The organism is Bordetella ansorpii (assembly GCF_900078705.1).
Classification (GTDB): Bacteria; Pseudomonadota; Gammaproteobacteria; order Burkholderiales; family Burkholderiaceae_B; genus Bordetella; species Bordetella ansorpii_A.
In genome coordinates this window covers 960350-985876 of sequence record NZ_FKIF01000007.1, presented here as the reverse complement: position 1 = coordinate 985876, position 25527 = coordinate 960350, and the positions used below count along the sequence as shown (strand labels likewise).

Sequence of the window (25527 nt, the reverse complement as noted above, 5' to 3'; positions counted from 1 at the left end):
GGCGCTGGTCGGACAGGCACGCTACGTGCGCAGCGGGTAAACGAAAGAATCTAGCATGGGGCAGCTTACACGCAAATTTCTTCGGTTTTCCGATAAAGTCCTTCTCAATGTTTTCGTAACAGGGGAGAGGGTCTCGTGAATCCTGTGCTTTCAGCAGTGGATCGCAAGCTCGGCAGCCTGCCGGTGCCGGTCCAATTGATCATGCCTGACGGAACGAAAGTCGGTCCTTCCGACGCCAGGGTCAGGTTCGTGGCGCGTGACAAGACCGCGTTGGCGCATCTGGCGACCGGCGCGGTGGGAGTCCTGGGGCAGGATTACGTCGAGGGGCGCATCGACATCGAAGGCAGCATGCGCGACCTGATGACCGCGGCGGCCGCCTTGCTGCCCGATTCGCCCATCGACGATACCGAGGGAGGCGTGCTGAAGAAGGTGGCGCGCAAGATGATCTCGGTGTCGCGCCATTCGATGGACCGCGATGCGCGGCAGATCGAATTCCACTACGACCTGTCCGACGACTTCTATGCGCTGTGGCTGGACCCGCGCCGGGTCTATTCCTGCGCCTACTTCCGCACGCCCGGGATGCCGCTGGCGCAGGCCCAGGAAGCCAAGCTGGACCACATCTGCCGCAAGCTGCGCCTGCAGCCGGGCGAACGCTTCCTGGATGTGGGCGCGGGCTGGGGCGGCCTGTTGCTGTGGGCCGCGGAGCACTACGGCGTGGATGCCACCGGCATCACGCTGTCGAAGAACCAGCATGCCTACGTCAACAAGCTGATCCAGCAGAAAGGCCTGTCGGGCCGCGTGCGCATGGAGCTGCTGGACTACCGCAACCTGGACGAGAGCCAGGCCTTCGACAAGATCGCGTCGGTCGGCATGTTCGAGCACGTGGGGCGCGCGCAGTTGCCCGACTATTTCGCCAAGCTGCGCCGGCTGATCAAGCCGGGCGGCCTGATCATGAACCATGGCATCACCGCGTCGGGCGTATACAACGCCGAGATGGGCAGCGGCATGGGCGAATTCATCGAAAAGTACATCTTCCCGGGCGGCGAGTTGACGCATGTCAGCCGCGTGCTGGAGGCGGTGACGCTGGGCGGGCTGGAGTCGGTGGACGTCGAGAATCTGCGCCCGCATTACGCCCGCACGCTGTGGCACTGGAGCGATTCGCTCGAGGCACAGCTGGACCGCGCCAGCGAGATCCTGCAAGGCGAGCGGGGCCAGCGTTCGCTGCGCGCCTACCGCCTGTATCTGGCGGGCTGCGCGATGGCGTTCGAGCACGGCTGGGTGGCCCTGCACCAGGTGCTGGTGTCGACCCTGGCCTCGGGCCGCCACGACGAGCTGGACAACCCGCCGGACCTGGCCTATCCGTGGCGCCGCGACTATATCTACGAAGGCCGCCAGGCCGTGCCCGAACCGCTCTCGGACAGCCCCGTGGTGGTGCCGTTCACGACAGGCGACAAGGCCGCCTGACGGGCCTGTTTTTACCGGCCCGTCGGGCGGCGGGCCGGCCGCAAAAAACGATCAATAACGGGGTGCGGGTTGAGCGTGCCGGCAAAAACGTTTAACATGCCGCCTTCTTCGCTCAGCTTCAGTCATTTTTCAAGACTGCATTTTCTGTGATTGGTTTTGGTGCGTCGCACCAGACGGGATCACTGTCCTACGGGCACCAGGCTCCCTTCCGTCTGATGCTCTTCTGTTGGTGTCGGTTTGTATTGGCGGTTCTGCCCGTCTTCCGCACAACCCCCCTAGCTACTCGGCACATGCCGGCGTTGCGCGCCGTCATCTGTCCCTGAAACCTATGGAGGCAAAAAAGCCCATGCGTCATCCTCTCTGCAAAACCGTGGCCGCCGCGGCCGTCCTGTTCGCCTGCGCCTCGGGCGCCCAGGCCGCCGAAGCGTCCTGCGAACTGAACCGGCCCGTCAATTTCGGCGGCATGAACTGGGAGTCGAACCTGGTCGTGGTCGAGATCGAACGGTTCATCATGGAGCAAGGTTACGGCTGCAAGACCGAAGTGCTGCCCACCGAAACGCTGCCCGCCCTGGCCGCGCTGGAGCGCGGCGACCTGGACATCAATTCCGAGATCTGGCTGAACAGCGTGGCCGATCCCTGGGACAAGGCGGCCAAGACCGGCAAGGTCAAGCGCATCGGCGAACTCTACATGGGGGGCGAGGCCTGGTTCGTGCCGCGCTACACCGCCGAGCGCCTGCCGGCGCTGAAGTCGGCGACCGACCTGCCGAAGTTCAAGGACAAGTTCACCGATCCCGAAGAGCCCTCGAAGGGCCGTTTCTACGGCTGCCCGGCGGGCTGGGGCTGCGAGGTGACCAGCACCAACCTGTTCCACGCGCTGAAGCTCGACGACACGTACACCCTTTATTCGCCTGGCACCGGCGCGGCGCAGAAGGCGGCGCTCACCGCGGCCTACAAGCGCAAGCAGAACGTCGTTTTCTACTACTGGTACCCGACCCCGCTGGTGGGTTCGATGGACCTGGTCAAACTCGACATGCCGCCCTACGACGCCGAAAAGCACAAGTGCCTGACGGACAGCAAGTGCGCCAATCCCCAGCCCAGCGCCTATCCCGAGAACCCGGTGTTCACCGCCGTGAACACGAGCTTCTCTGAAAAAGCCCCCAAGCTGACCGCCTTCCTGTCCAAGATCTCCATTCCCAACCCGGTGGTCGACGAGACCCTGGCGCACATGGAAGAGTCCGGCGACGAGGCGCGCGACGTGGCCCGGTGGTTCCTGAAGAACAAGGCCGACGTGTGGACCAAGTGGGTCGACGCCGACGTCGCCAAGCGCGTCCAGGCCAAGCTGTAATGGTGCTGGCGTTTCGGCCGCGGGCCGCAACTTTCCGGAGCTGATCGATGTTTCCAGAGATCATTGCCCCGCGCGCGGTGCGCGGGGCGATCGACACCTTCGTCGATCACCTGGTGACGCAATACGCGGACACCCTCGAGTCGCTGTCCAAGCCCTTCCTGCACGTGCTGGTCTGGCTCGAACAGCTGTTGCGAAGCGCGCCCTGGTGGGCCGTGGTGCTGGTGGTCGTGGTCCTGGCCTATGCCGTGGGCCGCCGCATCGGCCTGGCCGTGGGCATGGGCGCGCTGCTGTGCGTGATCGGCGTCCTGGGCCTGTGGGACGCCGGCATGCAGACGCTGGCGCTCATGATCATGGCCACGGGGCTGTCGGTGCTGATCGGCATCCCGCTGGGCGTGCTGACGGCGCGGATGAACTGGCTGCGCGGCATCATGATGCCGGTGCTGGACGTGATGCAGACCATGCCCAGCTTCGTGTACCTGATCCCCGTCGTGATGCTGTTCGGTCTGGGCAAGATCCCGGCCATCATCGCCACGGTGATCTACGCGGTGCCGCCGCTGATCCGCCTGACCGACCTGGGCATCCGCCTGGTCGACCGCGAAGTGCTGGAGGCCGCGCGGGCCTTCGGCGCCAGCCCCCGCCAGCAACTGTTCGGCGTGCAGTTGCCGCTGGCGCTGCCCAACATCATGGCCGGCCTGAACCAGACCACCATGATGGCGCTGTCCATGGTCGTCATCGCCTCGATGATCGGCGCGCGCGGCCTGGGCTACGAAGTGCTGCTGGGCATCAACCGCCTGGAAGTCGGCCGCGGCCTGCTGGCGGGCCTGGGCATCGTGGTGCTGGCCGTGCTGTTCGACCGCATCACCCAGTCGTACGGACGGCGCGTGCGCCAGGGAGGGCACCAATGAGCAAGATCGAAGTCCGCAACATCTACAAGATCTTCGGGTCGCATCCGCGGAAGTGGCTGAAGGCCGCGCAGGACGGCGTCAGCAAGGAGGCGCTGCTGGCCGAGAGCGGCCACACGCTGGGCCTGCGCGACATCAGCCTGTCCATCGACGAAGGCAGCATCTACGTCATCATGGGCCTGTCGGGCTCGGGCAAGTCCACGCTGATCCGCCACTTCAACCGGCTGATCGATCCCAGCGCGGGGCAGATCCTGGTCGACGGCGCGGACGTCATGGCCATGGACGACAAGCAGCTGGAGACCTTCCGGCGCACCAAGATGAGCATGGTGTTCCAGCGCTTCGGCCTGTTCCCGCACCGCACGGTGCTGGACAACGCCGCCTATGGCCTGCAGGTGCAGGGCGTGGGGCGCGCCGAACGCGAGAAGCGCGCCATGCACTGGCTCGATCAGGTGGGGCTGTCCGGCTTCGAGAAGCAGTATCCGCACCAGTTGTCCGGCGGCATGCAGCAGCGCGTGGGCCTGGCCCGCGCGCTGGCCACCGACGCCGAAGTGCTGTTGATGGACGAGGCCTTCTCGGCGCTGGACCCGTTGATCCGCCGCGAGATGCAGGACCAGTTGCTGAGCCTGCAGTCGCAGTTGAACAAGACCATCGTGTTCATCACGCACGACCTGGACGAGGCCCTGCGCCTGGGCAACCGCATCGCCATCCTGAAGGATGGCGAGCTGGTGCAGGAGGGCACGCCCGAGGACATCCTGCTGAACCCGTCGAACGACTACGTGCAGGCCTTCCTGCAGGACGTGAACCGCACCAAGGTGCTGAACGCGTCGCACGCGGTCAATCCGCCGCGCCTGACGCTGACCATGCGTTCGCGGCCGGCGCATGCGCTGGAGCGCATGAAGGCGCTGGACTACGCCTATGCGCCCGTGCTGGACGGCAAGCGCCTGGCCGGCGTGCTGACGGCCAAGGCGGCGTTGGCGATGGTGCAGGAAGGCGCGCGCGACATTTCGCGCCAGGTGACGGACCTGGCCTCGGTGCCGGCCACCGCCGGCCTGGACGAAGTGCTGGCTCGCCTGGTGCACAGCGACCAGCCGGTCGCCGTGACGGGCGAGGGCGACGAGTTCCTCGGCATGCTGTCGCGCGCCAAGGTGGTCGAGCTGGTGACGCCGGTCGTGGCCGCGGCCGATGCGCCCGCGGGCGAGCCGGCCGGAGCGGCGAGCACGCCCGTCAATCCAGCTTGACGTTGGCCTCCCGGATGATCTCGCCCCAGCGGCGGGTCTCCGAGCGGATGTAGGCCTCGTACTCCTGCGGCGTCGCGCCCAGCGCCTGGGCGCCCTGGACCTTCAGTTGCTTCTGCATTTCGGGCGACCGGAGGGCGCGGCGAATTTCGGCGTTCAGCTTGTCCACGATGGGCTGAGGCGTGCCCTTGGGCACCATCACGCCCTGCCAGGCGCCCACCTCGAAACCGGGCTTGCGCGCCTCGGCCACGGTGGGCACGCCGGGCAACTGGTCGCTGCGGGCCTTGCTGGTGATGGCCAGGGCGCGCACCTTGCCATCCCGGATGAAGCCCAGCGAATCGTTCAGTGTATTGGTCATGAACTGCACCTGGCCGCCGACCAGGTCGGTCATGGCCGGCGCGCTGCCGCGGTACGGCACGTGCACGGCCTCCACCCCCAGTTCGCGCAGCAGCATCACGGCGCCCAGGTGGGTGACGTTGCCCGGCCCGGCGGAGGCGAACGACAGTTTGTCGGGCGCGCGTTTCACGTAGTCCACGAAGCCCGCCAGGTCCTTGGCCGGGATGGACGGATGCACCAGCAGCACCAGCGGAATCACGGCCGTGGACGACACGGCGGTAAAGTCCTTGGCCGGATCGAAATTCAGCCTGGTGTACAGATTGGGGCTCAACGCGATCGACGAGGTGTTGTACAGCACGGTGTAGCCGTCGGGCTTGGCCTGCGCCACGGCCTGCATGCCGATGGTGCCGTTGGCGCCGCCCTTGTTCTCGATGACGACCGTCTGGCCCAGTTGGCCGGTCAACTGCCTGGCCAGCACGCGCGCCACCAGGTCGGTGGGGCCGCCGGGCGGGAAGGGCACCACCATGGTGATGGGGCGTTCGGGCCAGGCGGCGTGCGCGGGGGCGTTGGCCAGGGCCAGCGCCGCCAGGGCCGCGCCGGCGGCCAGGCGTGCAAAACGGGGGATCATGCTTGTCTCCTGATTGTTGGGTGTCTTGCGGTCGGCGTGCCCTCTGGCGGGGCGTTCGCCGTTTATTCCGGCTTGCCGGCCAGCATGCGCACGGCCGTGTACTGGATGACGGGCGTGCCATGCTGGTTGCGGATCTCGATGGCCGAGCTGACGATGGCGCGGTTGTGCTTCGAGGTCGGCCGCACGCCCGTCACTTCCACCTCGGCCCATACCGTGTCGCCGGCCACCACGGGCGCCAGTATCTTCTTGTGGACTTCCAGCAAAGCCAGGCCGGTGCCCTGCACCATGCCCTGCATCAGCAGGCCCTCGATGATTCCGTACGTCAGCGCGCCCGGCACCGGGCGGCCCTGGATCGCACCGCCGCCGAAGGTGGTGTCCGTGAAGATCGTCTCCAGCATGCCGGTGGCGCTGATGAAGTTGATGATGTCGGTCTCGGTGATGGTGCGGCGCAGGGTGTGGAAGCGTTGGCCGACTTCCAGCTCCTGCCAGTAGTAGCCCATGCCCAGGACGGTGATTGGTTCGCTCATGCGTGTCTCCTTATACGTTCGATTCAGTGCAGAATTTCGGTAGGCAGAGCGTGGTATTGCTGCTGTTGTGTGGATGCCTTGCCGATGAATGAAAGGGGGCAGGGCGCCGGCTACGGCGCCGGTTTGCCCGCCTGGCTGTCGTCGCGCGCCGCGCCGCTGGCCAGCAGGTCGTCTATCCGCGTGTCCGACAGGCCTGCCTGGCGCAGTACGTCGCGCGTGTGCTGCCCCAGCCGCGGCGGCATGCCGGGTGCGACCACCGAGCGCTGCAGGCGCACGGGATTGCGCACCAGCCGGTAATGACGGCCGGTGTCGCTTTGCACCTCTGGGAAAAAACCGACGCTGGCCAGGTGCGGGTCCTGTTCCAGGTCTTCCAGGCGGTTGACGGGCGCGGCCGGAATCTCCAGTTGCTGGCACACCGCCAGCCAATGCGCGGTGTCGTGGCGGGCGACCAGGCCGCCCACCAGCTCGTACAGCGCGTCGATGTGCCGCGTGCGCGCGGCGATGCCGGTAAAGCGCGGATCGTCGGCCAGTTCGGGATGGCCGCAATGCATGAAGAAGCGGCGCCAATGCGTATCGGTGTACGGCATCATGCAGAGATGGCCGTCCGACGTCTGGTAGGGCCTGCGCCACGGCGCCAGCACGCGCGCGTAGCCGGGCTCGGCGTCCTGTTCGGCCAGGTGGCGGCCGTAATAGTGTTCGAGCAGCACGTAGGAACTCATCGCCTCGAACATCGGCACCTCCAGGTGCTGGCCCTGGCCGGTGCGCTCGCGCTGGAACAGCGCCGCCAGGATGGCGTGCGCCGCCATCAGCCCGCAGGTCTTGTCGGCCGCGATGGTGGGCATGTAGCGCGGCGTGCCGCCCTGGCGCCGCATGATGTCGGCGATGCCGGACAGGCCCTGGATGATGTCGTCGTAGGCGGGCCGGCCCGCATAGGCGCCGCCTTCGCCGAAGCCGTACAGGCCGGCGTAGACCAGGCGCGGATGGCGGGCGCACAGCGTGGCCGGGTCCAGTCCCAGCCGGGCCATCTTCCCGGGCCGCATGCTGTGCATCAGCACGTCGGCGCCGTCGACCAGCGCCAGCAGCGCGTCGCGCGCGGCGGGCTGCTTCAGGTCCAGCGCCAGGCTGCGCTTGTTGCGGTTCACGCCCAGGAAGATGGCGCCCAGTCCCGGCTCTTGGGACGGGCCGGTCTGGCGCGTCGAGTCGCCCTCGGGCGATTCGATCTTGATGACGTCGGCGCCGTAGTCGCCGAGGATCTGCGAGGCATAGGGACCGAACACGACCGAGGTCAGGTCCAGGACGCGCACGCCCGCCAGCGCGGCGGTGTCTGAGGTATGTGGGTGCATGACGGAAAATCCTAATGACCGCAGGCATAAACGTCTAATATGGCTTCGGTATAGATCGATACGGAATCCGTTATGAGTCTGGACTTGCGCCATCTGCGGCAGTTCGTCGCCATCGCCGAGCTGGGCAGCTACCGCCGGGCGGCCGAGGCGCTGCACATCGCCCAGCCGGCGCTCTCCGTATCGATACAGAAGCTGGAGCACGCGGTGGGCGTGCAGTTGCTTGCGCGGGGCGCGCGCGGCGTGTCGCTGACGGCCGCCGGCGAAGCCCTGATGGGCGATGCGCGCCGCGCGCTGTTCCATGCGGACCAGGCGCGCCGGGCCGCGCGGCGCGTGGCGCTGGGCGAGTCGGGACGGTTGCGGCTGGGATTCGTGGGATCGGCCACCTACGAGTTGCTGCCGCGCTGCCTGCCGGCGTTTCGCCAGCAATATCCCGACGTGCAACTGGAACTGCGCGAGGACAGCACCATCGGCCTGGTGGCCGCCTTGCGCGCCAACGAACTGGATGCCGGATTGGTGCGCGGTCCGCTGGCCGACGATCCCGAGCTGGCCTCGTGGGAGGTGGAACGCGACGACCTGATCCTGGCGCTGCCCTCGGACCATCCGCTGGCCGGCCGCGGCCCGGTGGACATGCGGGACGTGCGCGGCGAGAGCTTCGTGATGTACGCACCGGCGAAGGTGCCGGGACTGTATGGCGTGGCGGCGGCGCTGTGCCGCAAGGCGGGGTTTTCACCTCGGGTCAGCCAGGAGGCGATCCAGGTGCAGACCCTGGTCAGCCTGGTGGCCAGCGGTCTGGGGCTGGCCCTGGTGCCGGGGGTGACGCGGGCCTATTCGACGCCGCGCGTGGCGTTCGTGCCGATCGCCGATGCCGATGCGCGGGATGCGCTGGCCCTGTCGCTGGTGACGCTGCGCGATACGCCGTGCATGCCGGTGCTGAGGCTGCGGGACAGCATCGCGCTGCAGTGCGAGGCGCGGTCGTAGGGGGCTGGCCTGCCGTCCGGCCTTTCGCCCCGCGAGGCTTCCTTGGCGCTATCGGCAGGTTCGCGGGGCGCCGCCCGCGGCTTGCGGCGGGACGGACGCCGCTGCGAGCCTGATCGGGCCGGCGCGGGACTCAGCGTCCCGCCGCCTTGGCCGTGAGGCCGCCCGCCACGCCCATGTCGGTGTTGGGCACGTCGGTCAGCACGACGCGGATGTCCTGTTCCGCGATGCCGAGGCTGGCGTGGATGGCCAGGCTGAGCGCGGCGATCAGCGTGGCTTTCTTCGCCTCGTCGCGGCCGGCGATCAGGCGCACCAGCGCCAGGGCCATGGGATGGCCGAGTTTGCCGGCGACGATCACGTTCCTGGCGTCGACCTCTTCCAGCACGATGCGGATGGACTGCACCGGCGCGCCAATGCTGGCCTCCACGGCCCGGGTGGCGTTCTCCAGCAGCGCGGTCTTCTCGCTGTCGGTGTGTCCCTGCATGATCTGGATGTTGAGGATGGGCATGGTGTTTCCACGAAGGTAGGAAAAGGCATGGGGCCGCCGGCGCAATCCCGCGCCAGCGGTGGTCGCCACATTCTGCCAGTCCGCGCGCCCGGCGTCAGTCGATCTTTGCGTACAGGTCGGTCCGCAGGAAGGACAGCGCCGATTCGCCGTGGGCCGCCAGCGCGGCCGCGCCGATGCGGCCCTGCCAGCAGGTCTCGGCCCCGGCCGCGCGGCGCCACTCGCGCAGGCGCCGCGTGTAGCGCTGCAACGCGTATTCCTCGGTGACGCCGATGGCGCCGTGCACGGCGTGGGCGATGTCGGCCACCATGGTGGCCGCCGCGCTGGTGCGCGCCTTGCCCAGCGCGGCCAGCAGCGGCTGCGGCGCCGTGCCCGCGCTCTGGAACGCCAATTGGGCCGCCATGCGCGCCGCCCAGACCTGCTCGGCCATGATGCTCAGTTGCTGCTGCACGGCCTGGAAACGTCCGATGGGCTTGCCGAACTGGCTGCGGTCGTTGGCGTAGTCCACGGTCATGCGCAGCACGCGTTCCAGGGCGCCCGCCAGCAGCGGCGCGGCGGCGGCCGCGGCCAGTTCGGCCAGGCTGGTGCCGGTCAGCGGCGTCGCGTCGGCGGTGGCCTGAACCGGCCACACCATGTCGGCATCCAGGCTGCCATGCCCGCCGGACGGCACGCGCTGCGCCGCCTCGGCCGGCAGCAGCAGGGCGCCGTCGGCCAGCGCCACCAGCACCCACTGCGCCGCCCCGCCCGCCCATACCGCTGGGGCCACGACGCCGTTGGCATCGCGCGCCGCGCCGAAAGGAGCCAGCGCGATCGGCCCGGCGGGCGCCGCGTGCCCCGCGGCATGCAGCCACGCGCGCGCCAGCATCGTCTGCACGAAGGGCACGCCCATGCCGTGCCAGCCCGCCGCGTGCGCCAGGGGCAGGGTGTCGCACAGCCGCAGGCCGGCGCCGCCTGCCTGTTCCGGCACCAGGGCATCCAGGAAGCCCGATTCCTCGAGGGCCTGCCAGGCCCGCGCGGCGCCCTCGCCGCGTTCGATCGCGCGTTGCACGTCCGGCGCGTAGGCCTGCGCGAACAGCCGCTGCGCGGCATCGCCGAATAGATCGTCCATCTTCGTTTCCTTATCTGAGGCCCAGGCCGCGCGCGATGATGCCGCGCAGGATCTCGCGGGTGCCGCCGCGCAGCGAGAACGTCGGGCTGACCTGCTCGACATAGGCCAGCGTGCGCAGCAGTTCGGGCGAGGCCGGCTGCTCGGGCGTGCGGCCCAGCGCCTGCGCGATCAGGCTGGGGATGCGTTGTTCCAGTTCGGTGCCCAGGTCCTTGACCAGCGCGGCTTCGGTGGCGGGGGCGAGGCCGCGCGCCAGTTGTCCCGCGATGGCCAGCGACATGCCGCGCAGCGTGGCCAGGTGCGCCAGGATCTCGCCCAGCGCGGCGCGGGTGAGGTCGTCGTCCAGGCGTTGGGCGCGGCAGTGCTCCAGCCAGCACTCGACCAGCGCCATGCTGGAATACAGGCGTTCGGGACCGCTGCGCTCGAAGGCCAGCTCGGCGTTCACCTGCTGCCAGCCTTCGCCCTCGGTGCCGATCAGCGCATCGGCCGCCAGCGCGACGTCCTCGAAGAAGACCTCGGAGAAGTGCGAGTCGCCGGCCAGGTCTTCGATGGGCCGCACCGTGACGCCGGGCAGCGACAGGTCGATGATGACCTGCGACAGGCCCTGGTGGCGGTCGGCCGCCGTGCCCGAGGTGCGCACCAGCGCGATCATGTAGTGCGACCTGTGCGCGTTGGTCGTCCAGATCTTGCTGCCGTTCAGCCGCCAGCCGCCATCGGCGTGGGGGTCGGCCCGCGTGCGGATACTGGCCAGGTCCGAGCCCGAGCCGGGTTCGCTCATGCCGATGCAGAAGAACGCCTCGGCGCGGCAGATGCGGGGCAGGTAGTGCTGCCGCTGCCATGGCGTGCCGTACTTCAGGATCAGCGGCGCGCTCTGGCGGTCCGCGATCCAGTGCGCGGATACCGGCGCCCCCGCGCCCAGCAACTCCTCGGATAGCACGAAGCGCGCGAAGTGGCCGCGCTGGGCGCCGCCGTATTCGCGGGGCAGCGTCAGGCCCAGCCAGCCGCGTGCGGCCAACTGGCGGCTGAAATCAGCGTCGAAGCCCATCCATGAGCGCGCGCGCCGGTCGGCGGGTACGTGTTGCAAGGCATGCTGAAGGAATTGCCTGATCTCGCTTCGCAGCGCTTCGTCTTCGGCGGGAATGGCCGTCAGGTCCAGCGTATCGATCATCCGGGTTCGTCTCGTCGTGGCTTTTGTGTGGCCGCATTCGCATTCGCATGCGCATGCGCAGGCGTCTGGCGCAGCGCCATCCAGGCTGGACTATCCCGCGCGGCTTGCGCGGGCGTCCAATATTTTTTTGAGGAAATGCCATACGCATTTCCTATCGCCTGGCCGGCATCGGGTCCCAGGCCCGCGAGTATGATTGCTGCACTGCGGCGTTCCATCGGGCAGGCCAGCAGGCGGCGCGCCCGTGGGACTGCGCATGCAGCGCCGCGTCAGATCACTTATATGAGAGGAGCAGTGCCATGAACGAAGTCATCGTCGCCTCCGCCGTCCGTACCGCCATCGGCGATTTCGGCGGCGCGCTGAAGGACGTCCCGCCCATCGACCTGGGCGCCGCCGTCATCCGCGCCGCGCTGGAACGCGCCGCCGTCAATGGCAATGAAGTGGGCCACGTCGCCGTCGGCCACGTCATCAACACCGAGCCGCGCGACATGTACCTGTCGCGCGTGGCCGCCATCAATGCCGGCATCGGCAAGGAAACGCCGGCCTTCAACGTCAACCGCCTGTGCGGCTCGGGCCTGCAGGCCATCGTGTCGGCCGCGCAGACCATCATGCTGGGCGATGCCGAGATCGCCGTGGGCGCCGGCGCCGAAAGCATGAGCCGCGCGCCGTACATCGCGCCCGCGCAACGGTGGGGGGCGCGCATGGGCGACGCCACGATGCTGGACATGATGACCGGCGCGCTGACCGACCCGTTCGGCCGCATGCACATGGGCGTCACGGCCGAGAACGTCGCCGCGCGCTTCGGCATCAGCCGCGCCGACCAGGACGCCCTGGCCGCCGAGTCGCACCGCCGCGCGGCGGCCGCCATCGACGCCGGCCACTTCCGCGACCAGATCGTTCCCATCGTCCAGAAGACGCGCAAGGGCGAGGTCACGTTCGACACCGACGAGCACGTGCGCCGCGACGTCACCGCCGACAGCCTGGCGGGCCTGAAGACCGTGTTCAAGAAGGAAGAGGGCACCGTCACCGCCGGCAATGCCTCGGGCCTGAACGACGGCGCGGGCGCCGTGGTGCTGATGAATGCCGCCGTGGCCGCCAAGCGCGGCGTGAAACCCCTGGCGCGCCTGGTGGCCTATGCGCACTCCGGCGTGGACCCCGAGATCATGGGCATCGGCCCGGTGCCTGCCACGCAGGCCGCGTTGAAGCGCGCCGGCCTGACGGTGGACCAGCTGGACGTGATCGAGGCCAACGAGGCGTTCGCCGCGCAGGCCTGCGCCGTGTCTCGCGAACTGAAGTTCGATCCGGCCAAGGTCAATCCGAACGGCAGCGGCATCAGCCTGGGCCACCCCATCGGCGCCACCGGCGCCATCATCACCGTCAAGGCGCTGCACGAGCTGCGGCGCGTCGGCGGCCGCTATGCGCTGGTCACGATGTGCATCGGCGGCGGCCAGGGCATCGCGGCGATCTTCGAGCGCGTCTGATCGCCGCCGGGGCCCGATCACGCTGACGCGCCGTGCGGGCACGGCGCGTCGCGGGTCACGGAACCGGACGCCTCCCATACCCGATGCGCCCGTGTTGCCGGCATCGCTACAATGCGCCATGCCGAAATCCCCCGCCTCAACGCGCGGCGCCGCGTCCGCGCCGCCAGACATGCCGTCGCTCTCCGAGTCCGACGGCATCCGTTATCTGCACTTCAGCACCGAGTGGGTCCAGGGCGCCATGCGCATGGACGATCCCGCCGAACTGGTGCTGGAGTACACCGCCCAGATGATGGGCTGGCTGCTGTTCCTGGAGCCTCCGCGCGAAGGCCCCATCGGCCTGCTGGGCCTGGGAGCGGGCTCGCTGGCGCGCTTCTGCCTGAAGCACACCCGCAGCGACGTGACGGTGGTGGAGTGGAATCCGCGCGTCACCTCGGTGTGCCACCTGTTCTTCCGCCTGCCGCGGTCGCCGCGCCTGACCATCCACCACGATGACGCGGGCCAGTGGGTGATCGATCCCGCCAATGCGGGCACCTGTCCGGTGCTGCTGGTGGATCTGTACGACGCGCAGGCGCAGGGGCCGGTGCGCGATTCCGTCGGCTTCTACATGGGCTGCCGCCAGGTGCTGGGCGACGTGGGCATGCTGGCCGTGAACCTGTTCGGCAAGCATGAGAGCTTCAGCCGCAACATCGGCAATCTGAGCAAGGTGTTCGACGGCCGCATCGTGCTGCTGCCCGAGATCGATGCCGGCAACCGCATCGTGCTGGCGTTCAACGGGCCCGACCTGCGCGTCAGCGCGGCGGACCTGATGGCGCGCGCCGAAGTCGTGGAATCCACCTACGGCCTGCCGGCGCGCCGCTGGGCGAAGTCGCTGATGCCGCATGCCGTGGATGGCGTGCTGCATTTCTAGGCGCGGATAGGTCCGGGCCTGCCGCGAGGCCTTCGCCGCCTGGTGGCGGGGCCTGCGTCAGGCGCGCGCCCGCGCCCAGGCGCGGTGCCGCCCTCCGGCCCGGCAGTGCCGAGCGTGCATCCCTGCCGCGCCGCACCATCGAAATATAAGGGGCCGGGGCTTACCGGCCCGGAAAAACGGCACTATCATGGGCTGTCCATAATTATGAATTATGGTTTTAGCGAGTCCGCCGCCCATGACCGTTCCCATCGTCCGCCAGGCGCTGTACCTCGAAGTCGCCGACCGTTTGCGCGACATGATCCGTTCGCGCGCGCTGGCCGCGGGCGCCTGGATCGACGAGGCCGCGCTGACCGGCCTGCTGGGCATCTCGCGCACGCCGCTGCGCGAGGCCCTCAAGGTGCTGGCCACCGAGGGACTGGTTCGGCTGGAACCCGGCCGCGGCTGCTTCGTCAGCGAGCTCTCGGTGGCCGATCTCGAACAGATCTTCCCGCTGATGGCCATGCTGGAAGGGCGCTGCGCCTACGAGGCCGCCCAGAAGGCATCCGCCTCCGACCTGAAGGCGCTGGAGCCGCTGCACCGCGCGCTGCGCACGCATGCCGCCGCCGGCCGCATCGACGACTACTACGAGGCCAACGCCCGCATCCACGAGGCCGTGCAGGCCCTGGCCGACAACCGCTGGCTGTCCGACATGGTCGGCGGCCTGCGCAAGGTCCTCAGCCTGTTCCGCCACAAAAGCCTGGCGCTGCCGGGCCGCATCGAGGAATCCTGCGCCGAGCACCTGGCCATCTTCGCCGCGCTCAAGGCGCGTGATCCCGAAGGCGCCGAGGCGCTGGCGCGCAAACATCTGCTGCGCCAGTTCGACGCCCTGCGCACGCTGGCCACGCAAGAGGCCGTGCCTGCCGCCGCCCCCGCCGTGCCCAACCTGATTTCCCACCTCGCCCTGCCGGAGTCCGACGCCCATGCCCGCCCCCGAAACGCTCGCCCGCGCGCGCGCCCCGCGCGCCCCTGAAGTCTCCGATCCGGCCAGCGAGCCGGATCACGTTGCCGAAGCCAGCGGCCTGATGGCGCGCATCAGCCGGCTGTGGGAGCGCGATCCCGTGCCGGACGCGGCCGCGGTCGAACCGCTGCTGGCCGCGCGCCTGACCGACGTGGCCGCCAACAAGCTGGCGCGGCTGTGGTGCACCGGCTATGCGGCGGCCGACGGCAAGCGGCGCCGCGCCATGCTGGGCGCGCTGGCCCAGGCGGCCGAGGCCAGCCGCGAGCGTGGCGAAGGCTGCGCGCGCCTGTTCAAGCGCTTCAATGCCTTGCCCGACGGCCTGCGCTTCCTGGTCGAACTGCGCGCCGACATGCTGCGCTGGCGCAAGCAGGTGGCGGGCGTGCAGGGGCTGGACAAGGAACTGGAAGGCCTGCTGTCGGCCTGGTTCGACGTGGGCCTGCTCGAACTGCGCCGCCTGACCTGGGATTCGCCAGCGTCGCTGCTCGAAAAGCTGATCATCTACGAAGCCGTGCACGAGATCCGCTCTTGGGACGACCTGCGCCATCGCGTGGCGGGCGACCGCCGCTGTTATGCCTATTTCCATCCGCAGATGCCCGACGTGCCGCTGATCTTCGTCGAGGTCGCGTTCGCGCCACAGATGGCCGACGACGTGCAGGCGCTGCTGGACACGCAGGCGCCCGCGCCCGACATGGACAAGTCGCGCTGGGCGATCTTCTATTCCATTTCGAACACGCAGGCGGGCCTGCGCGGCATCAGCTTCGGCAATTTCCTGCTCAAGCGCGTCATCGAGCGCCTGCTGGAAGAGGCGCCCAAGCTGAAGTCCTTCGCCACGCTGTCGCCCATGCCGGGCCTGCGCGACTGGTTGTCGAAGTTGTCCGCGCAGGAGGTCGAGCAGATCGTGCGTGAAAGCAAGAGCAAGGTCAGCGCTGGCGCGCCGGATGGCGCTCGCTGGGCCGAGCGCCTGGCGCGGTCGGCCAAGGGCAAGCCCAGCGAGGCGCTGCGCCGTGCCGGCCTGCGCCTGGCCGCGCACTACGTGCAGACGCTGAGGAACGGCCAGCCGCTGGACCCCGTGGCGCGCTTCCACATGGGCAACGGCGCGCGCGCCGAACGCGTCAACTGGGCGGCCGACGTGTCCGAGAATGGGCTGCGGCAGTCCTGCGGCATGATGGTCAACTACCTGTACGAGCTGGACAAGCTGGACGAGAACCTGACGCGCCTGGGCCAGGGCAAGCCGCCCGCCAGCCGCGCCATCTCGCGCCTGGCATGACGGCGGGGGCCGGTCGGCCGGACGGCGCGCGCACGCGTGCCGTCGTGGATGGGGCTGCCCAGCAGCCGGACCTGCCGCCCCGCGCCGGCGCCGGCGGCGCCAGCGCCGGTCAGGCGGCGGCCGCTGCGGACAGCGCCGCCTCGGACCGTGTCCTCGTCCAGCGCGATGGCGCCGTCGCCCGCGTCACGCTGTCCCATCCTGGCCGCCTGAACGCCATCACGGTGGCCATGTGGCGGCAACTGCGCCAGGCCTTCGATACCTTTTCCGCCGACGGCAGCCTGCGCTGCGTGGTGGTGGCGGGCGAAGGCGGCAATTTCGCGGCCGGCGCCGACATCCGCGAGTTTCCGCGGGTGCGCGGCGACCGGGCCGCCGTGCGGCACTATCACCGCGAGGTGCTGGCGCCCGCGCTGCGCGCCGTGGCCCATTGCCCGCATCCCGTGGTGGCCGAAATCGAGGGCGTCTGCGTGGGAGGCGGCCTGGAGATCGCCAGCCAGTGCGACCTGCGCATCGCCGCCGAGTCCGCGCGCTTCGGCGTGCCCATCAACCGGCTGGGCTTTCCCATGGCGCCGGAAGAGATGCAGGGCCTGCTGGCCCTGGCTGGCCGCGCCGCCACGCTGGCCATCCTGCTGGAAGGACGGGTGTTCGGCGCATCCGAGGCGCTGCGCCTGGGCCTGCTGACTCGGGCTGTCCCCGATGGCGAGCTGGCCGATGCGGTGCGAGACTGCGTGGCGGGCATCCAGCGCGGCGCGCCGCTGGCCGCGCGCATCAACAAGCGCCAGTCGCGCCGCCTGCTCGATGCCGCGCCGCTTTCGGAAGCCGAGTACGACGATTATTTTTCCTATGCGGACAGCCGCGACCACCGCGAGGGCGTGCGCGCCTTCCTGGCCGGCCAGTCCCCCACCTTTACCGGAGACTAGACAAGGTGAGCAACGCCAATCTGTATGCCGTGCTGGAAGGCGGCTTTCCCGCCGATCGCAGCAAGGTCGCGCTGGAGACGCCCGACCTGCGTTACACCTGGGACGACATCGACCGCGCCAGCGCCTGCCTGGCGAACCTGCTGGATTCGCTGAATCTGCCCGAAGGCGCGCGCGTGGCCGTGCAGGTCGAGAAGTCGCCCGAAGCGCTGTTGCTGTACCTGGCCACGCTGCGCGCGGGGCTGGTCTATCTGCCGTTGAACACCGCCTATCGCGAATCCGAGATCGAATACTTCCTGGGCAACGCCGAGCCCGCCGTGGTGGTGTGCTCGCCCGCCAACCTGGAATGGGTCAAGCGGGCCGCCGGGAAGGCCGGCACCGCCCATGTCTACACGCTGGACGAGCACCGCGGCGGCACGCTGCTGCAAGCCGCAGCCTCCATGCCGCAGGCGTTCGACACGGTGCAACGCCAGCCGGACGACCTGGCCGCGATCCTGTACACCTCGGGCACCACCGGCCGCAGCAAGGGCGCCATGCTCTCGCACGGGAACCTGGCTTCCAACGCGCGCACGCTGCACCAGTACTGGGGCTGGCGCGCCGACGACGTGCTGTTGCACATGCTGCCGATCTTCCATGTGCACGGCCTGTTCGTGGCCTCGCACGGCGCGCTGCTGGCCGGCGCGCGCATGATCTGGCTGCCCAGGCTGGACGTCGAGCAGGCGCTGCATTACCTGCCGCAAAGCACGGTGATGATGGGCGTGCCCACTTATTACGTGCGCCTGCTGGCCGAACGTCGTTTCGACAGGAAGGCGTGCCGCAACATGCGCCTGTTCATCTCGGGTTCTGCGCCCCTGCTGACGGAAACCTTCAACGATTTCCGCGAGCGCACCGGCCACACCATCCTGGAACGCTACGGCATGAGCGAGACGGTCATGCTGACGTCGAACCCCTACCACGCCGGCGAAGGCGAGCGGCTGGGCGGTACGGTGGGCAAGCCGCTGCCGGGCGTCGAGGTCCGCGTGGTCGATGACGCGGGCACGCCGCTGGCGCCGGGCGAGATCGGCAACGTGCAGGTCCGTGGTCCCAATGTGTTCTCGGGCTACTGGCGCATGCCGGAGAAGACCCGCGAAGAGTTCGCCGAGGGCGGCTGGTTCAGGACGGGCGACGTGGGCCGCTGGGGGGGCGAGGCCGGCGGCCGCGCCGCGCCCGACAGCTACCTGTCCATCGTGGGCCGCAGCAAGGACCTGATCATCTCGGGCGGCTACAACGTCTATCCGAAAGAGATCGAGACGCTGATCGACGAGATGCCGGGCGTGTCCGAATCGGCCGTCATCGGCGTGCCGCATCCCGATTTCGGCGAGGCGGTGGTGGCGGTCGTGGTGCCGCGCACGGGCGCCGCGCTGGACGCCGCGGCCATGCAGGCCGAACTGAAGTCGCGCATCGCCAATTTCAAGGTGCCCAAGCGCATCCACGTCATCGAGCAACTGCCGCGCAACACCATGGGCAAGGTGCAGAAGAACGTGCTGCGCGATACCTACCAGGCGCTGTAGCCTTGCGGGGCCGGCGGTGACGAGCCCGCCGCCGGCCATCTCATCCCCTTGAAACAGGAGTCCCACTCTCACCCTTGCGCGTTGCTTTGGATGCTGCAGATTCACCGATCCGGTTCCGGTCCGCGTGGACCAGGCTGGCCATATAACAAGACGGACACACGTACCGTCCTGCGCTGTACCAAAGAGGAGACATCATGAGACAACCCACCATCGGCGTGGCCGCCTTGGCGCTGGCCGCGGTTCTCTCGTCCGCGCCCGCCGCGGCCGAGTGGCCCGAACGCCCCATTACCATCGTCGTGCCCTTTCCCGCGGGCGGCGGCACCGACACTTTCGCCAGGCCGCTGGCCCAGCAACTGGGCTCGCAACTGGGCCAGAGCGTGGTCATCGACAACAAGGGCGGGGCGGGCGGCACCGTCGGCGCGTCCTTCGCCGCCAAGGCGCAGCCCGACGGCTACACCTTCTTCATGGGCGGCGCGCATCATGCGCTGGCCCCTTCCCTGTACAAGAGCCTGAAGTACGACATCCAGAAGGATTTCGTGCCGGTCGCGCTGCTGGCGCAGCCGCCACAGGTCATCGTGGTCAATCCCAAATTGCCCGTGAAGGACGTCAAGGGACTGATCGAGTACGCCAAGGCGCGTCCCGGCCAGATCAATTTCGGCACGGCGGGCAAGGGCAGCACGCACCATCTGGCCGGCGAGCTGTTCGCCATGCAGACCGGCATCAAGCTGGTCGACGTGCCCTACCAGGGCGCGGGCCCGATGCTGTCGGCGCTGATCGGCAGCCAGGTCGACCTGGCCTTCGACGGCCTGGGCTCCTCGGCCACGCACATCCGCGGCGGCAGCATCAGGCCGCTGGCGGTCGCATCGCCGCAGCGCTCGCCGTCCTTCCCCGACGTGCCCACCGCCGCCGAGGCCGGCGTGCCGAACTACGAGGTCTCGACCTGGTATGCCCTGTGGGCGCCGGCCGGCACCCCGAAAGAGGCCGTCGACAAGATGACGGCCCACGTCACCCGCGCGCTGCAATCCGCCAAGATCAAGGAGATCTGGGCCAGCAACGGCTCGGCCATCCCCGACATGACCGGGCCGGCCTTCGGCACCTTCCTCAACAGCGAAGTCGCTCGCTGGGCCAAGGTGGTGAAGGATTCCGGCGTGACGCTGGAGTGACGGCGCGGGCCGGGCGCGCCCGCCCGGCCACTTACCGAATGTCAAACCTGCCGCCTGCGCGGGTCCCTACACTGGAAGGCCGATCACCCGTCCGGCGCCGTGGCGGCAGGTCCGCCCGCGGCGCGGCACAAACAGGGAGCAGGCGATGAGGAAGATGGTGATGGCTGGCGCGCTGATGGCCGCCATGTCTTCGGGGGCGATGGCCGCCGAACAGACGACGACCGTGGAGATGTCCTTCGTCAGTCCGAAAGGCGTGGAGCAGCCGGCCGGCAAGATCCGCATCGAGCAGAACAAGTACGGCGCCCTGCTCACGCCCGACCTGTTCGGGTTGCCGCCCGGCGCGCACGGTTTCCATCTGCACGCCAACGGCTCGTGCGATCCGGGGCCGGTGGACGGCAAGACTGTCCCGGCGGGCGCCGCGGGCGGGCACTGGGACCCGGACAAGACGGGCGCGCACAAGGGCCCGTACGACGACAGCGGCCACAAGGGGGACCTGCCTGCGCTGTACGTGGCGGCCGACGGCAAGGCCACCTATCCGGTGCTGGCCCCGCGCCTGAAAGCTTCAGACTTCAAGGGTCATGCGCTGATGGTGCACGCGGGGGGCGATAACCACAGCGATCATCCCGAGAAGCTGGGCGGTGGCGGGGCGCGCATCGTGTGCGGCGTCGTGAAATAGACCCTCTGTCTGCGTGGCGCCGCACAGCCTGTGCCGCCGGGCCGGCCAACACCTTTAGGGATTCCCCGGGGCGCTCGGCGCCCTGGGCGCGTTAGACTACGCGTCTCATGCCAGTTGGCCGGGGTAGAGAGAGGACCCGGCGGCGACCGCGCATGTCCATCATTCAACCCAAAGGGTGCAAGGAGCATAAGAAATGCTGATCGGAAAAAAACATTTTCTGACGGTGGGCGCACTGGCGCTGGCCGCGGCCATCCATGCCGCGCCGGCCGTGGCGCAACAGAAGTCGGTGGCCATCACCGCCATCGTCGAGCATCCCGCACTGGACGCCGTGCGTGACGGCGTGCAGGAAGCCCTGAAGCAGGCCGGCTACGAGTCCGGCAAGTCGCTGAAGTGGCAGTATCAAAGCGCCCAGGGCAACACCGGCACCGCCGCGCAGATCGCCCGCAAGTTCGTCGGCGACCGTCCCGACGCCATCGTGGCCATCGCCACCCCGTCCGCGCAGGCCGTCGTGGCCGCCACCAAGGACGTGCCCGTGGTCTACTCGGCGGTCACCGATCCGGTCGCGGCGCAACTCGTGCCCAGCATGCAGGCTTCCGGCACCAACGTCACCGGCGTGTCCGACCTGCTGGCCCTGGACAAGCAGATCGATCTGATCAAGAAGGTCGTGCCGCAGGCCAAGCGCGTGGGCATGGTCTACAACCCCGGCGAAGCCAACTCGGTGGTGGTGGTCAAGCAGATGCAGGAACTGCTGCCCAAGGCCGGCCTGACGCTGGTCGAAGCCGCCGCGCCGCGTTCGGTGGACGTGGCCTCGGCCGCGCGCAGCCTGATCGGCAAGGTCGACGTCATCTACACCAACACCGACAACAACGTCGTGTCGGCGTACGAGGCGCTGGTCAAGGTCGGCAACGATGCCAAGATCCCGCTGGTCGCCTCGGACACCGACAGCGTCAAGCGCGGCGCCATTGCCGCCCTGGGCATCAACTACAAGGACCTGGGCATGCAGACCGGCCGCATGGTCGTGCGCATCCTGAAGGGCGAGAAGCCCGGCGCCATCCCGTCGGAAACCAGCTCCAAGCTCGAGCTGTACGTGAACCCGGGCGCCGCTTCCAAGCAAGGCGTCACGCTGTCCGACGCCCTGGTCAAGTCCGCCGCGCAAGTCATCAAGTAATGCCGCATCGGGCGCGGCGGCCCACGCGGCCGCCGGCCCGCCTTCTTCCTAACGAAACCAAGGAGGCGCCGGCCGCGTTCACGAGACCCGGCCGGCCGTGTTCTCTTTCATGTCTCTTTTCTCATTGCTGGGCGCGCTGGAAATCGGCCTGGTGTTCGCCCTGGTCGCGCTGGGCGTACTCATCTCGTTCCGGCTGCTGCGCTTTCCCGACCTGACCGTCGACGGCAGTTTCCCGCTGGGCGGCGCCGTCTGTGCCACGCTGATCTCGGCGGGCTACGATCCCTTCACCTCGACCATCGCCGCCACGTTCGCGGGCGCGGCCGCGGGCCTGGTCACCGGCTGGCTGCACGTGCGGCTGCGCATCATGGACCTGCTGGCCAGCATCCTGATGATGATCGCGCTGTATTCGATCAACCTGCGCGTGATGGGCAAGCCCAACGTGCCGCTGATCACCGAACCCACCGTCTTCACGCTGCTGCAGCCCGAGTGGCTCAGCGACTACGTGGCGCGTCCCGTCATCCTGGTCTTCGTGGTGATCATCGCCAAGCTGCTGCTGGACTGGTTCTTCGGCACGCAGACCGGCCTGGCGATGCGCGCCACCGGCTCCAACGGCCGCATGGCCCGCGCGCAGGGCGTCAATACCGGCGCCATGATCCTGGGCGGCATGGCGCTGTCCAACGCGCTGGTCGGCCTGGCGGGCGCGCTGTTCGCGCAGACGCAGGGCGGCGCCGACATCTCGATGGGCATCGGCACCATCGTCATCGGCCTGGCCGCGGTCATCGTGGGCGAGAGCATCCTGCCGTCGCGCAAACTGGTCATGGCCACGCTGGCCGTCATCATCGGCGCCATCGTGTACCGCTTCTTCATCGCGCTGGCGCTGAACAGCGATTTCATCGGCCTGCAGGCGCAGGACCTCAACCTGGTCACCGCGGTGCTGGTCACGATCGCGCTGGTGATTCCCATGCTCAAGCGCCGCCTGGCCGGCAAGAAGGGGTAAATCATGCTCAGCGCAAAAGACCTCCGCATCACCTTCAATGCCGGCACGCCCATCGAGACGCGCGCGCTGCGCGGGCTGTCGCTGGAGATTCCGAGCGGCCAGTTCGTCACCGTCATCGGCTCTAACGGCGCCGGCAAGTCGACCTTCCTGAATGCCGTGTCGGGCGACCTGTCCGTCGATAGCGGCAGCATCGGCATCGACGGCCACGACGTCACCCGCCGGCCCGTCTGGGAACGCTCCAGCCTGGTGGCCCGCGTCTTCCAGGACCCGATGGCGGGCACCTGCGAAGACCTGACCATCGAAGAGAACATGGCGCTGGCGCAGAGGCGCGGCGCGCGCCGTGGCCTGTCCCGCGCGGTCAGGGCCAGCATGCGCGAGAACTTCCGCGAGCGCCTGGCCACGCTGGGCCTGGGACTGGAGAACCGCCTGACCGACCGCATCGGCCTGTTGTCGGGCGGCCAGCGCCAGGCGGTCAGCCTGCTGATGGCGGCCTTGCAGCCCTCGCGCATCCTGCTGCTGGACGAGCACACCGCCGCGCTCGATCCGCGCACCGCCGACTTCGTGCTGCAACTGACGGCGCGCATCGTGGCCGAAAACAAGCTGACCACCATGATGGTCACGCACAGCATGCGCCAGGCGCTGGACGTGGGCGAGCGCACGGTGATGCTGCACCAGGGCGAAGTGGTGCTGGACGTGTCCGGCGAGCAACGCCGCGGCATGGACGTGAAGGACCTGCTGGCCATGTTCGAGCGCGTGCGCGGCGAACAATTGGCCGACGACGCGCTGCTGCTGGGCTGACGCGTTGGGGGGCATCCTGTCCGCCATTTCGCGGCGGGCAGGGGCCCTGTCCATTCTCGACGGCGCCCCGGTTGCGTCCCGGCGGGCTTCCCGGCATCATGGTCGCGCTGCCTCCAGGAGCTGTACACCGATGATTTCCTTGCCGCGCATCTTGGCGTTGGCCTGCGCCTGCGGCCTGTTGGCCGCTTGCGCCTCGGGGCCGTCCATCCGCAGCGATTACGACCGCAACGCCGATTTCGGGCGCTATCGCACCTTCGGCTTCGCGGCCGCCGCCGATGCCGGCCAGCCAGGCCACGGCACGCAACTGGCCGACCGCCTGAAGGCCGCCGCGCGCGGCCAGATGGAAATGCGCGGCTATACCTACACCGAGCGAGACCCCGATCTCCTGGTCAACTTCAGCGCCAAGGTCGAGGAGAAAACCGTGGGCGCGCCCGGCGGCGGCAGCGCGCCATTGCCCGTCTGGGGCTACCGCACGGGCTTCTATTCGGGCTGGCCCGGCCATCCCTTCGGCGGGCCGGACCTGCGGTATTCCGAAGGCACCCTGAACATCGACGTGGTCGACGCGCGCCGCAAGCAACTGGTGTGGGAAGGCGTCAGCGTCGGGCTGGTGGGCGATACGGCCTTGGTCCCGTCGCCCGAACAGGTCGGCCAGGCCGTGGCGCGCCTCTACGCACGCTATCCCTTCCGCGCCGGGGTGTCGGCGCCGCAACTGCCGGTGCAGTGAATGGCATCACGCAAATCCTCCTCCAAGCTGCCGAACTACCAAACCGTCGCGCTGGTGCTGCAGGGCGGCGGCGCGCTGGGCGCCTACCAGGCGGGCGTCTACGAAGGCCTGCACGAAGCAGGCATCCGGCCCAACTGGGTGTCGGGCATCTCCATCGGATCGATCAACGCGGGCATCATCGCCGGTTCGCCGGAAGATGAGCGGGTGGCGCGGCTGCGCGGTTTCTGGGAAGCCATCTGCCGCCCCACGGGCTTTGCCGGTCTGCCGTGGGGCGAGACGCTGGCGGGCCTGTTCGGCGGCATGCCGTTCGGCTTCGGCTCGCCCATGGTCACGGGCCAGTTGGCCGCCTTCCGGGCGCTAACCCAGGGCCAGCCCGGTTTCTTCACGCCACGCGTGCCATCGCCCTACCTGCTGCGCGATTCGGGCGCGGCGTCCACCAGTTTCTACGACACCTCGCCCCTGGCGGCCACGCTGCGCGAGTACGTCGACTTCAAACTGTTGAACAGCGGTGCGGTGCGCGCCAGCTTCGGCGCCGTCAACGTGCGTACTGGCAACTTTGCGTATTTCGACAGTACGCGGCAACCGTTGGGCCCCGAGCACATCATGGCCTCGGGCGCGCTGCCGCCGGGTTTTCCGGCCGTCGATGTCGACGGCCAGTCGTACTGGGACGGCGGCATCGTCTCCAATACGCCGCTGGCCGAGGTGCTGCGCGTGCATCCCATGCCCGACACGCTGGCTTTCCAGGTCGACCTTTGGCCGGCGCGCGGCAAACTGCCGACCAGCATGGACGAAGTGGCGCAGCGGCAGAAAGACATCCAGTATTCCAGCCGCACGCGCCTGGTTACGGATAATTACCGCAAGATCCTGCAGTTGCGCCACGGCCTGCAGACCCTGCTGGAGCGCCTGCCCGCCGACCAGCGCAACAGCCCCGACCTGGCCGAGCTGCGGGCCCAGGCCTGCACGCCGCTGGTCAATGTGGTGAACCTGATCTACCAGGCCAAGCACTACGAGCGCGAGTCCAAGGATTACGAGTTCAGCACCGAGGCCATGCGCGAGCACTGGCGGTTCGGCCTGGCCGACATCCGCCGCACCCTGGCCCAGCCGGGCGTGCTGGACAAGCCCACGGTGGACCAGAGTTTCATCACCCACGACGTGCACCGCAGCGCCGCTGATTCGCGGTAAAGTGTGCGCCGATAGGGGAGCGGCACGTCGCAAAAGACCCGCGTTTCGTCGGATCGGGCCCGCTTTTAATAAAAGCTAAAAAACTTTCGCTACAGTAGCGGCCTTCCAGCACGTCCGGGCTCCCGGGCTTTTGGCCGGTATCGCCCCGCAGAACACGCTTTTTCAAGCTTGAG

General features: G+C 68.7%; 24 protein-coding genes. 18 read left to right on the top strand and 6 right to left on the bottom strand.

The window, feature by feature from the left end:
• Positions 1-135: 135 nt before the first annotated feature.
• The 4 genes from A6745_RS20140 to A6745_RS20125 all read left to right on the top strand — a co-directional run bounded on the left by A6745_RS20140 (position 136) and on the right by A6745_RS20125 (position 4949).
• Complete coding sequence (locus A6745_RS20140) at positions 136-1464, top strand: class I SAM-dependent methyltransferase (RefSeq protein WP_156513457.1); 1329 nt, start codon at positions 136-138, stop codon at positions 1462-1464.
• Between the two features lie 346 nt (positions 1465-1810).
• Entirely contained in the window at positions 1811-2809 is a 999-nt protein-coding gene (locus A6745_RS20135) for an ABC transporter substrate-binding protein (RefSeq protein ID WP_066131038.1), read from the top strand.
• Between the two features lie 47 nt (positions 2810-2856).
• Positions 2857-3714, top strand: a complete 858-nt coding sequence (locus tag A6745_RS20130; protein WP_066131035.1) for an ABC transporter permease — start codon at positions 2857-2859, stop codon at positions 3712-3714.
• Positions 3711-4949 (top strand): quaternary amine ABC transporter ATP-binding protein, encoded by a 1239-nt coding sequence (locus tag A6745_RS20125; protein WP_066131032.1) that lies wholly within the window; start codon positions 3711-3713, stop codon positions 4947-4949. The genes A6745_RS20130 and A6745_RS20125 overlap by 4 nt, the downstream gene beginning before the upstream one ends.
• Here the strand turns inward: A6745_RS20125 and A6745_RS20120 are convergent.
• From A6745_RS20120 to A6745_RS20110, 3 genes are all read right to left on the bottom strand, one after another.
• Entirely contained in the window at positions 4936-5910 is a 975-nt protein-coding gene (locus A6745_RS20120) for a Bug family tripartite tricarboxylate transporter substrate binding protein (RefSeq protein ID WP_066131029.1), read from the bottom strand. The genes A6745_RS20125 and A6745_RS20120 overlap by 14 nt on opposite strands.
• A 62-nt stretch (positions 5911-5972) precedes the next feature.
• Positions 5973-6437, bottom strand: coding sequence for a MaoC family dehydratase (locus A6745_RS20115; RefSeq protein ID WP_066131026.1), 465 nt, complete (start codon positions 6435-6437; stop codon positions 5973-5975).
• Positions 6438-6547: 110 nt separating this feature from the next.
• Positions 6548-7780 carry a CaiB/BaiF CoA transferase family protein gene (locus tag A6745_RS20110; RefSeq protein ID WP_066131023.1) on the bottom strand — a complete coding sequence of 411 codons (1233 nt, stop codon included), beginning with the start codon at positions 7778-7780 and terminating at the stop codon, positions 6548-6550.
• Positions 7781-7852: 72 nt separating this feature from the next.
• Here A6745_RS20110 and A6745_RS20105 point away from each other — a divergent pair, with 72 nt between their 5' ends.
• Positions 7853-8758: a LysR family transcriptional regulator gene (locus A6745_RS20105; protein ID WP_066131021.1), complete on the top strand. Its 906-nt coding sequence runs from the start codon at positions 7853-7855 to the stop codon at positions 8756-8758.
• 130 nt (positions 8759-8888) lie between these two features.
• On the opposite strand, the gene A6745_RS20100 is transcribed toward A6745_RS20105, so the two are convergent.
• From A6745_RS20100 to A6745_RS20090, 3 genes are all read right to left on the bottom strand, one after another.
• Positions 8889-9263, bottom strand: a complete 375-nt coding sequence (locus A6745_RS20100) for a tautomerase family protein (RefSeq protein ID WP_066131018.1) — start codon at positions 9261-9263, stop codon at positions 8889-8891.
• Positions 9264-9357: 94 nt separating this feature from the next.
• Positions 9358-10368, bottom strand: a complete 1011-nt coding sequence (locus tag A6745_RS20095) for an acyl-CoA dehydrogenase family protein (protein ID WP_066131016.1) — start codon at positions 10366-10368, stop codon at positions 9358-9360.
• A 10-nt stretch (positions 10369-10378) separates the two neighbouring features.
• Complete coding sequence (locus A6745_RS20090; RefSeq protein WP_066131013.1) at positions 10379-11533, bottom strand: acyl-CoA dehydrogenase family protein; 1155 nt, start codon at positions 11531-11533, stop codon at positions 10379-10381.
• 296 nt (positions 11534-11829) lie between these two features.
• On the opposite strand from A6745_RS20090, the gene A6745_RS20085 reads away from it, so the two are divergent.
• The 13 genes from A6745_RS20085 (at position 11830) to A6745_RS20025 (ending at position 25354) form a co-directional block, all read left to right on the top strand.
• Entirely contained in the window at positions 11830-13011 is a 1182-nt protein-coding gene (locus A6745_RS20085) for an acetyl-CoA C-acyltransferase family protein (RefSeq protein WP_066131010.1), read from the top strand.
• 118 nt (positions 13012-13129) lie between these two features.
• Positions 13130-13918, top strand: a complete 789-nt coding sequence (locus A6745_RS20080) for a class I SAM-dependent methyltransferase (RefSeq protein ID WP_066131007.1) — start codon at positions 13130-13132, stop codon at positions 13916-13918.
• Positions 13919-14153: 235 nt separating this feature from the next.
• On the top strand, positions 14154-14927 hold the full coding sequence (locus A6745_RS20075) for a GntR family transcriptional regulator (protein WP_066131004.1): 774 nt from the start codon (positions 14154-14156) through the stop codon (positions 14925-14927).
• Positions 14878-16182, top strand: a complete 1305-nt coding sequence (locus tag A6745_RS20070) for a malonyl-CoA decarboxylase domain-containing protein (RefSeq protein ID WP_066131000.1) — start codon at positions 14878-14880, stop codon at positions 16180-16182. Before A6745_RS20075 ends, A6745_RS20070 begins: the two co-directional genes overlap by 50 nt.
• 188 nt (positions 16183-16370) lie before the next feature.
• Positions 16371-17099 carry an enoyl-CoA hydratase/isomerase family protein gene (locus A6745_RS20065; protein ID WP_231886062.1) on the top strand — a complete coding sequence of 243 codons (729 nt, stop codon included), beginning with the start codon at positions 16371-16373 and terminating at the stop codon, positions 17097-17099.
• Between the two features lie 5 nt (positions 17100-17104).
• Positions 17105-18646 (top strand): malonate--CoA ligase, encoded by a 1542-nt coding sequence (locus A6745_RS20060; RefSeq protein ID WP_066130997.1) that lies wholly within the window; start codon positions 17105-17107, stop codon positions 18644-18646.
• A 194-nt stretch (positions 18647-18840) separates the two neighbouring features.
• Entirely contained in the window at positions 18841-19809 is a 969-nt protein-coding gene (locus A6745_RS20055; RefSeq protein WP_066130994.1) for a Bug family tripartite tricarboxylate transporter substrate binding protein, read from the top strand.
• A 145-nt stretch (positions 19810-19954) separates the two neighbouring features.
• A complete protein-coding gene (sodC, locus tag A6745_RS20050; protein ID WP_066130991.1) occupies positions 19955-20485 on the top strand; it encodes a superoxide dismutase family protein in 531 nt (176 codons plus the stop codon).
• A 193-nt stretch (positions 20486-20678) separates the two neighbouring features.
• Positions 20679-21653 carry an ABC transporter substrate-binding protein gene (locus A6745_RS20045; protein WP_066130989.1) on the top strand — a complete coding sequence of 325 codons (975 nt, stop codon included), beginning with the start codon at positions 20679-20681 and terminating at the stop codon, positions 21651-21653.
• A 109-nt stretch (positions 21654-21762) separates the two neighbouring features.
• Positions 21763-22650, top strand: coding sequence for an ABC transporter permease (locus tag A6745_RS20040; protein WP_066130986.1), 888 nt, complete (start codon positions 21763-21765; stop codon positions 22648-22650).
• 3 nt (positions 22651-22653) lie between these two features.
• Positions 22654-23448, top strand: a complete 795-nt coding sequence (locus tag A6745_RS20035) for an ABC transporter ATP-binding protein (protein ID WP_066130983.1) — start codon at positions 22654-22656, stop codon at positions 23446-23448.
• A gap of 133 nt (positions 23449-23581) precedes the next feature.
• The gene (locus A6745_RS20030) at positions 23582-24172 is read left to right on the top strand and encodes a DUF4136 domain-containing protein (RefSeq protein WP_082853196.1); all 591 of its coding nucleotides are present in this window, start codon (positions 23582-23584) and stop codon (positions 24170-24172) included.
• Positions 24173-25354, top strand: coding sequence for a DUF3734 domain-containing protein (locus tag A6745_RS20025; protein WP_066130977.1), 1182 nt, complete (start codon positions 24173-24175; stop codon positions 25352-25354).
• The last annotated feature ends 173 nt before the right edge of the window (positions 25355-25527 follow it).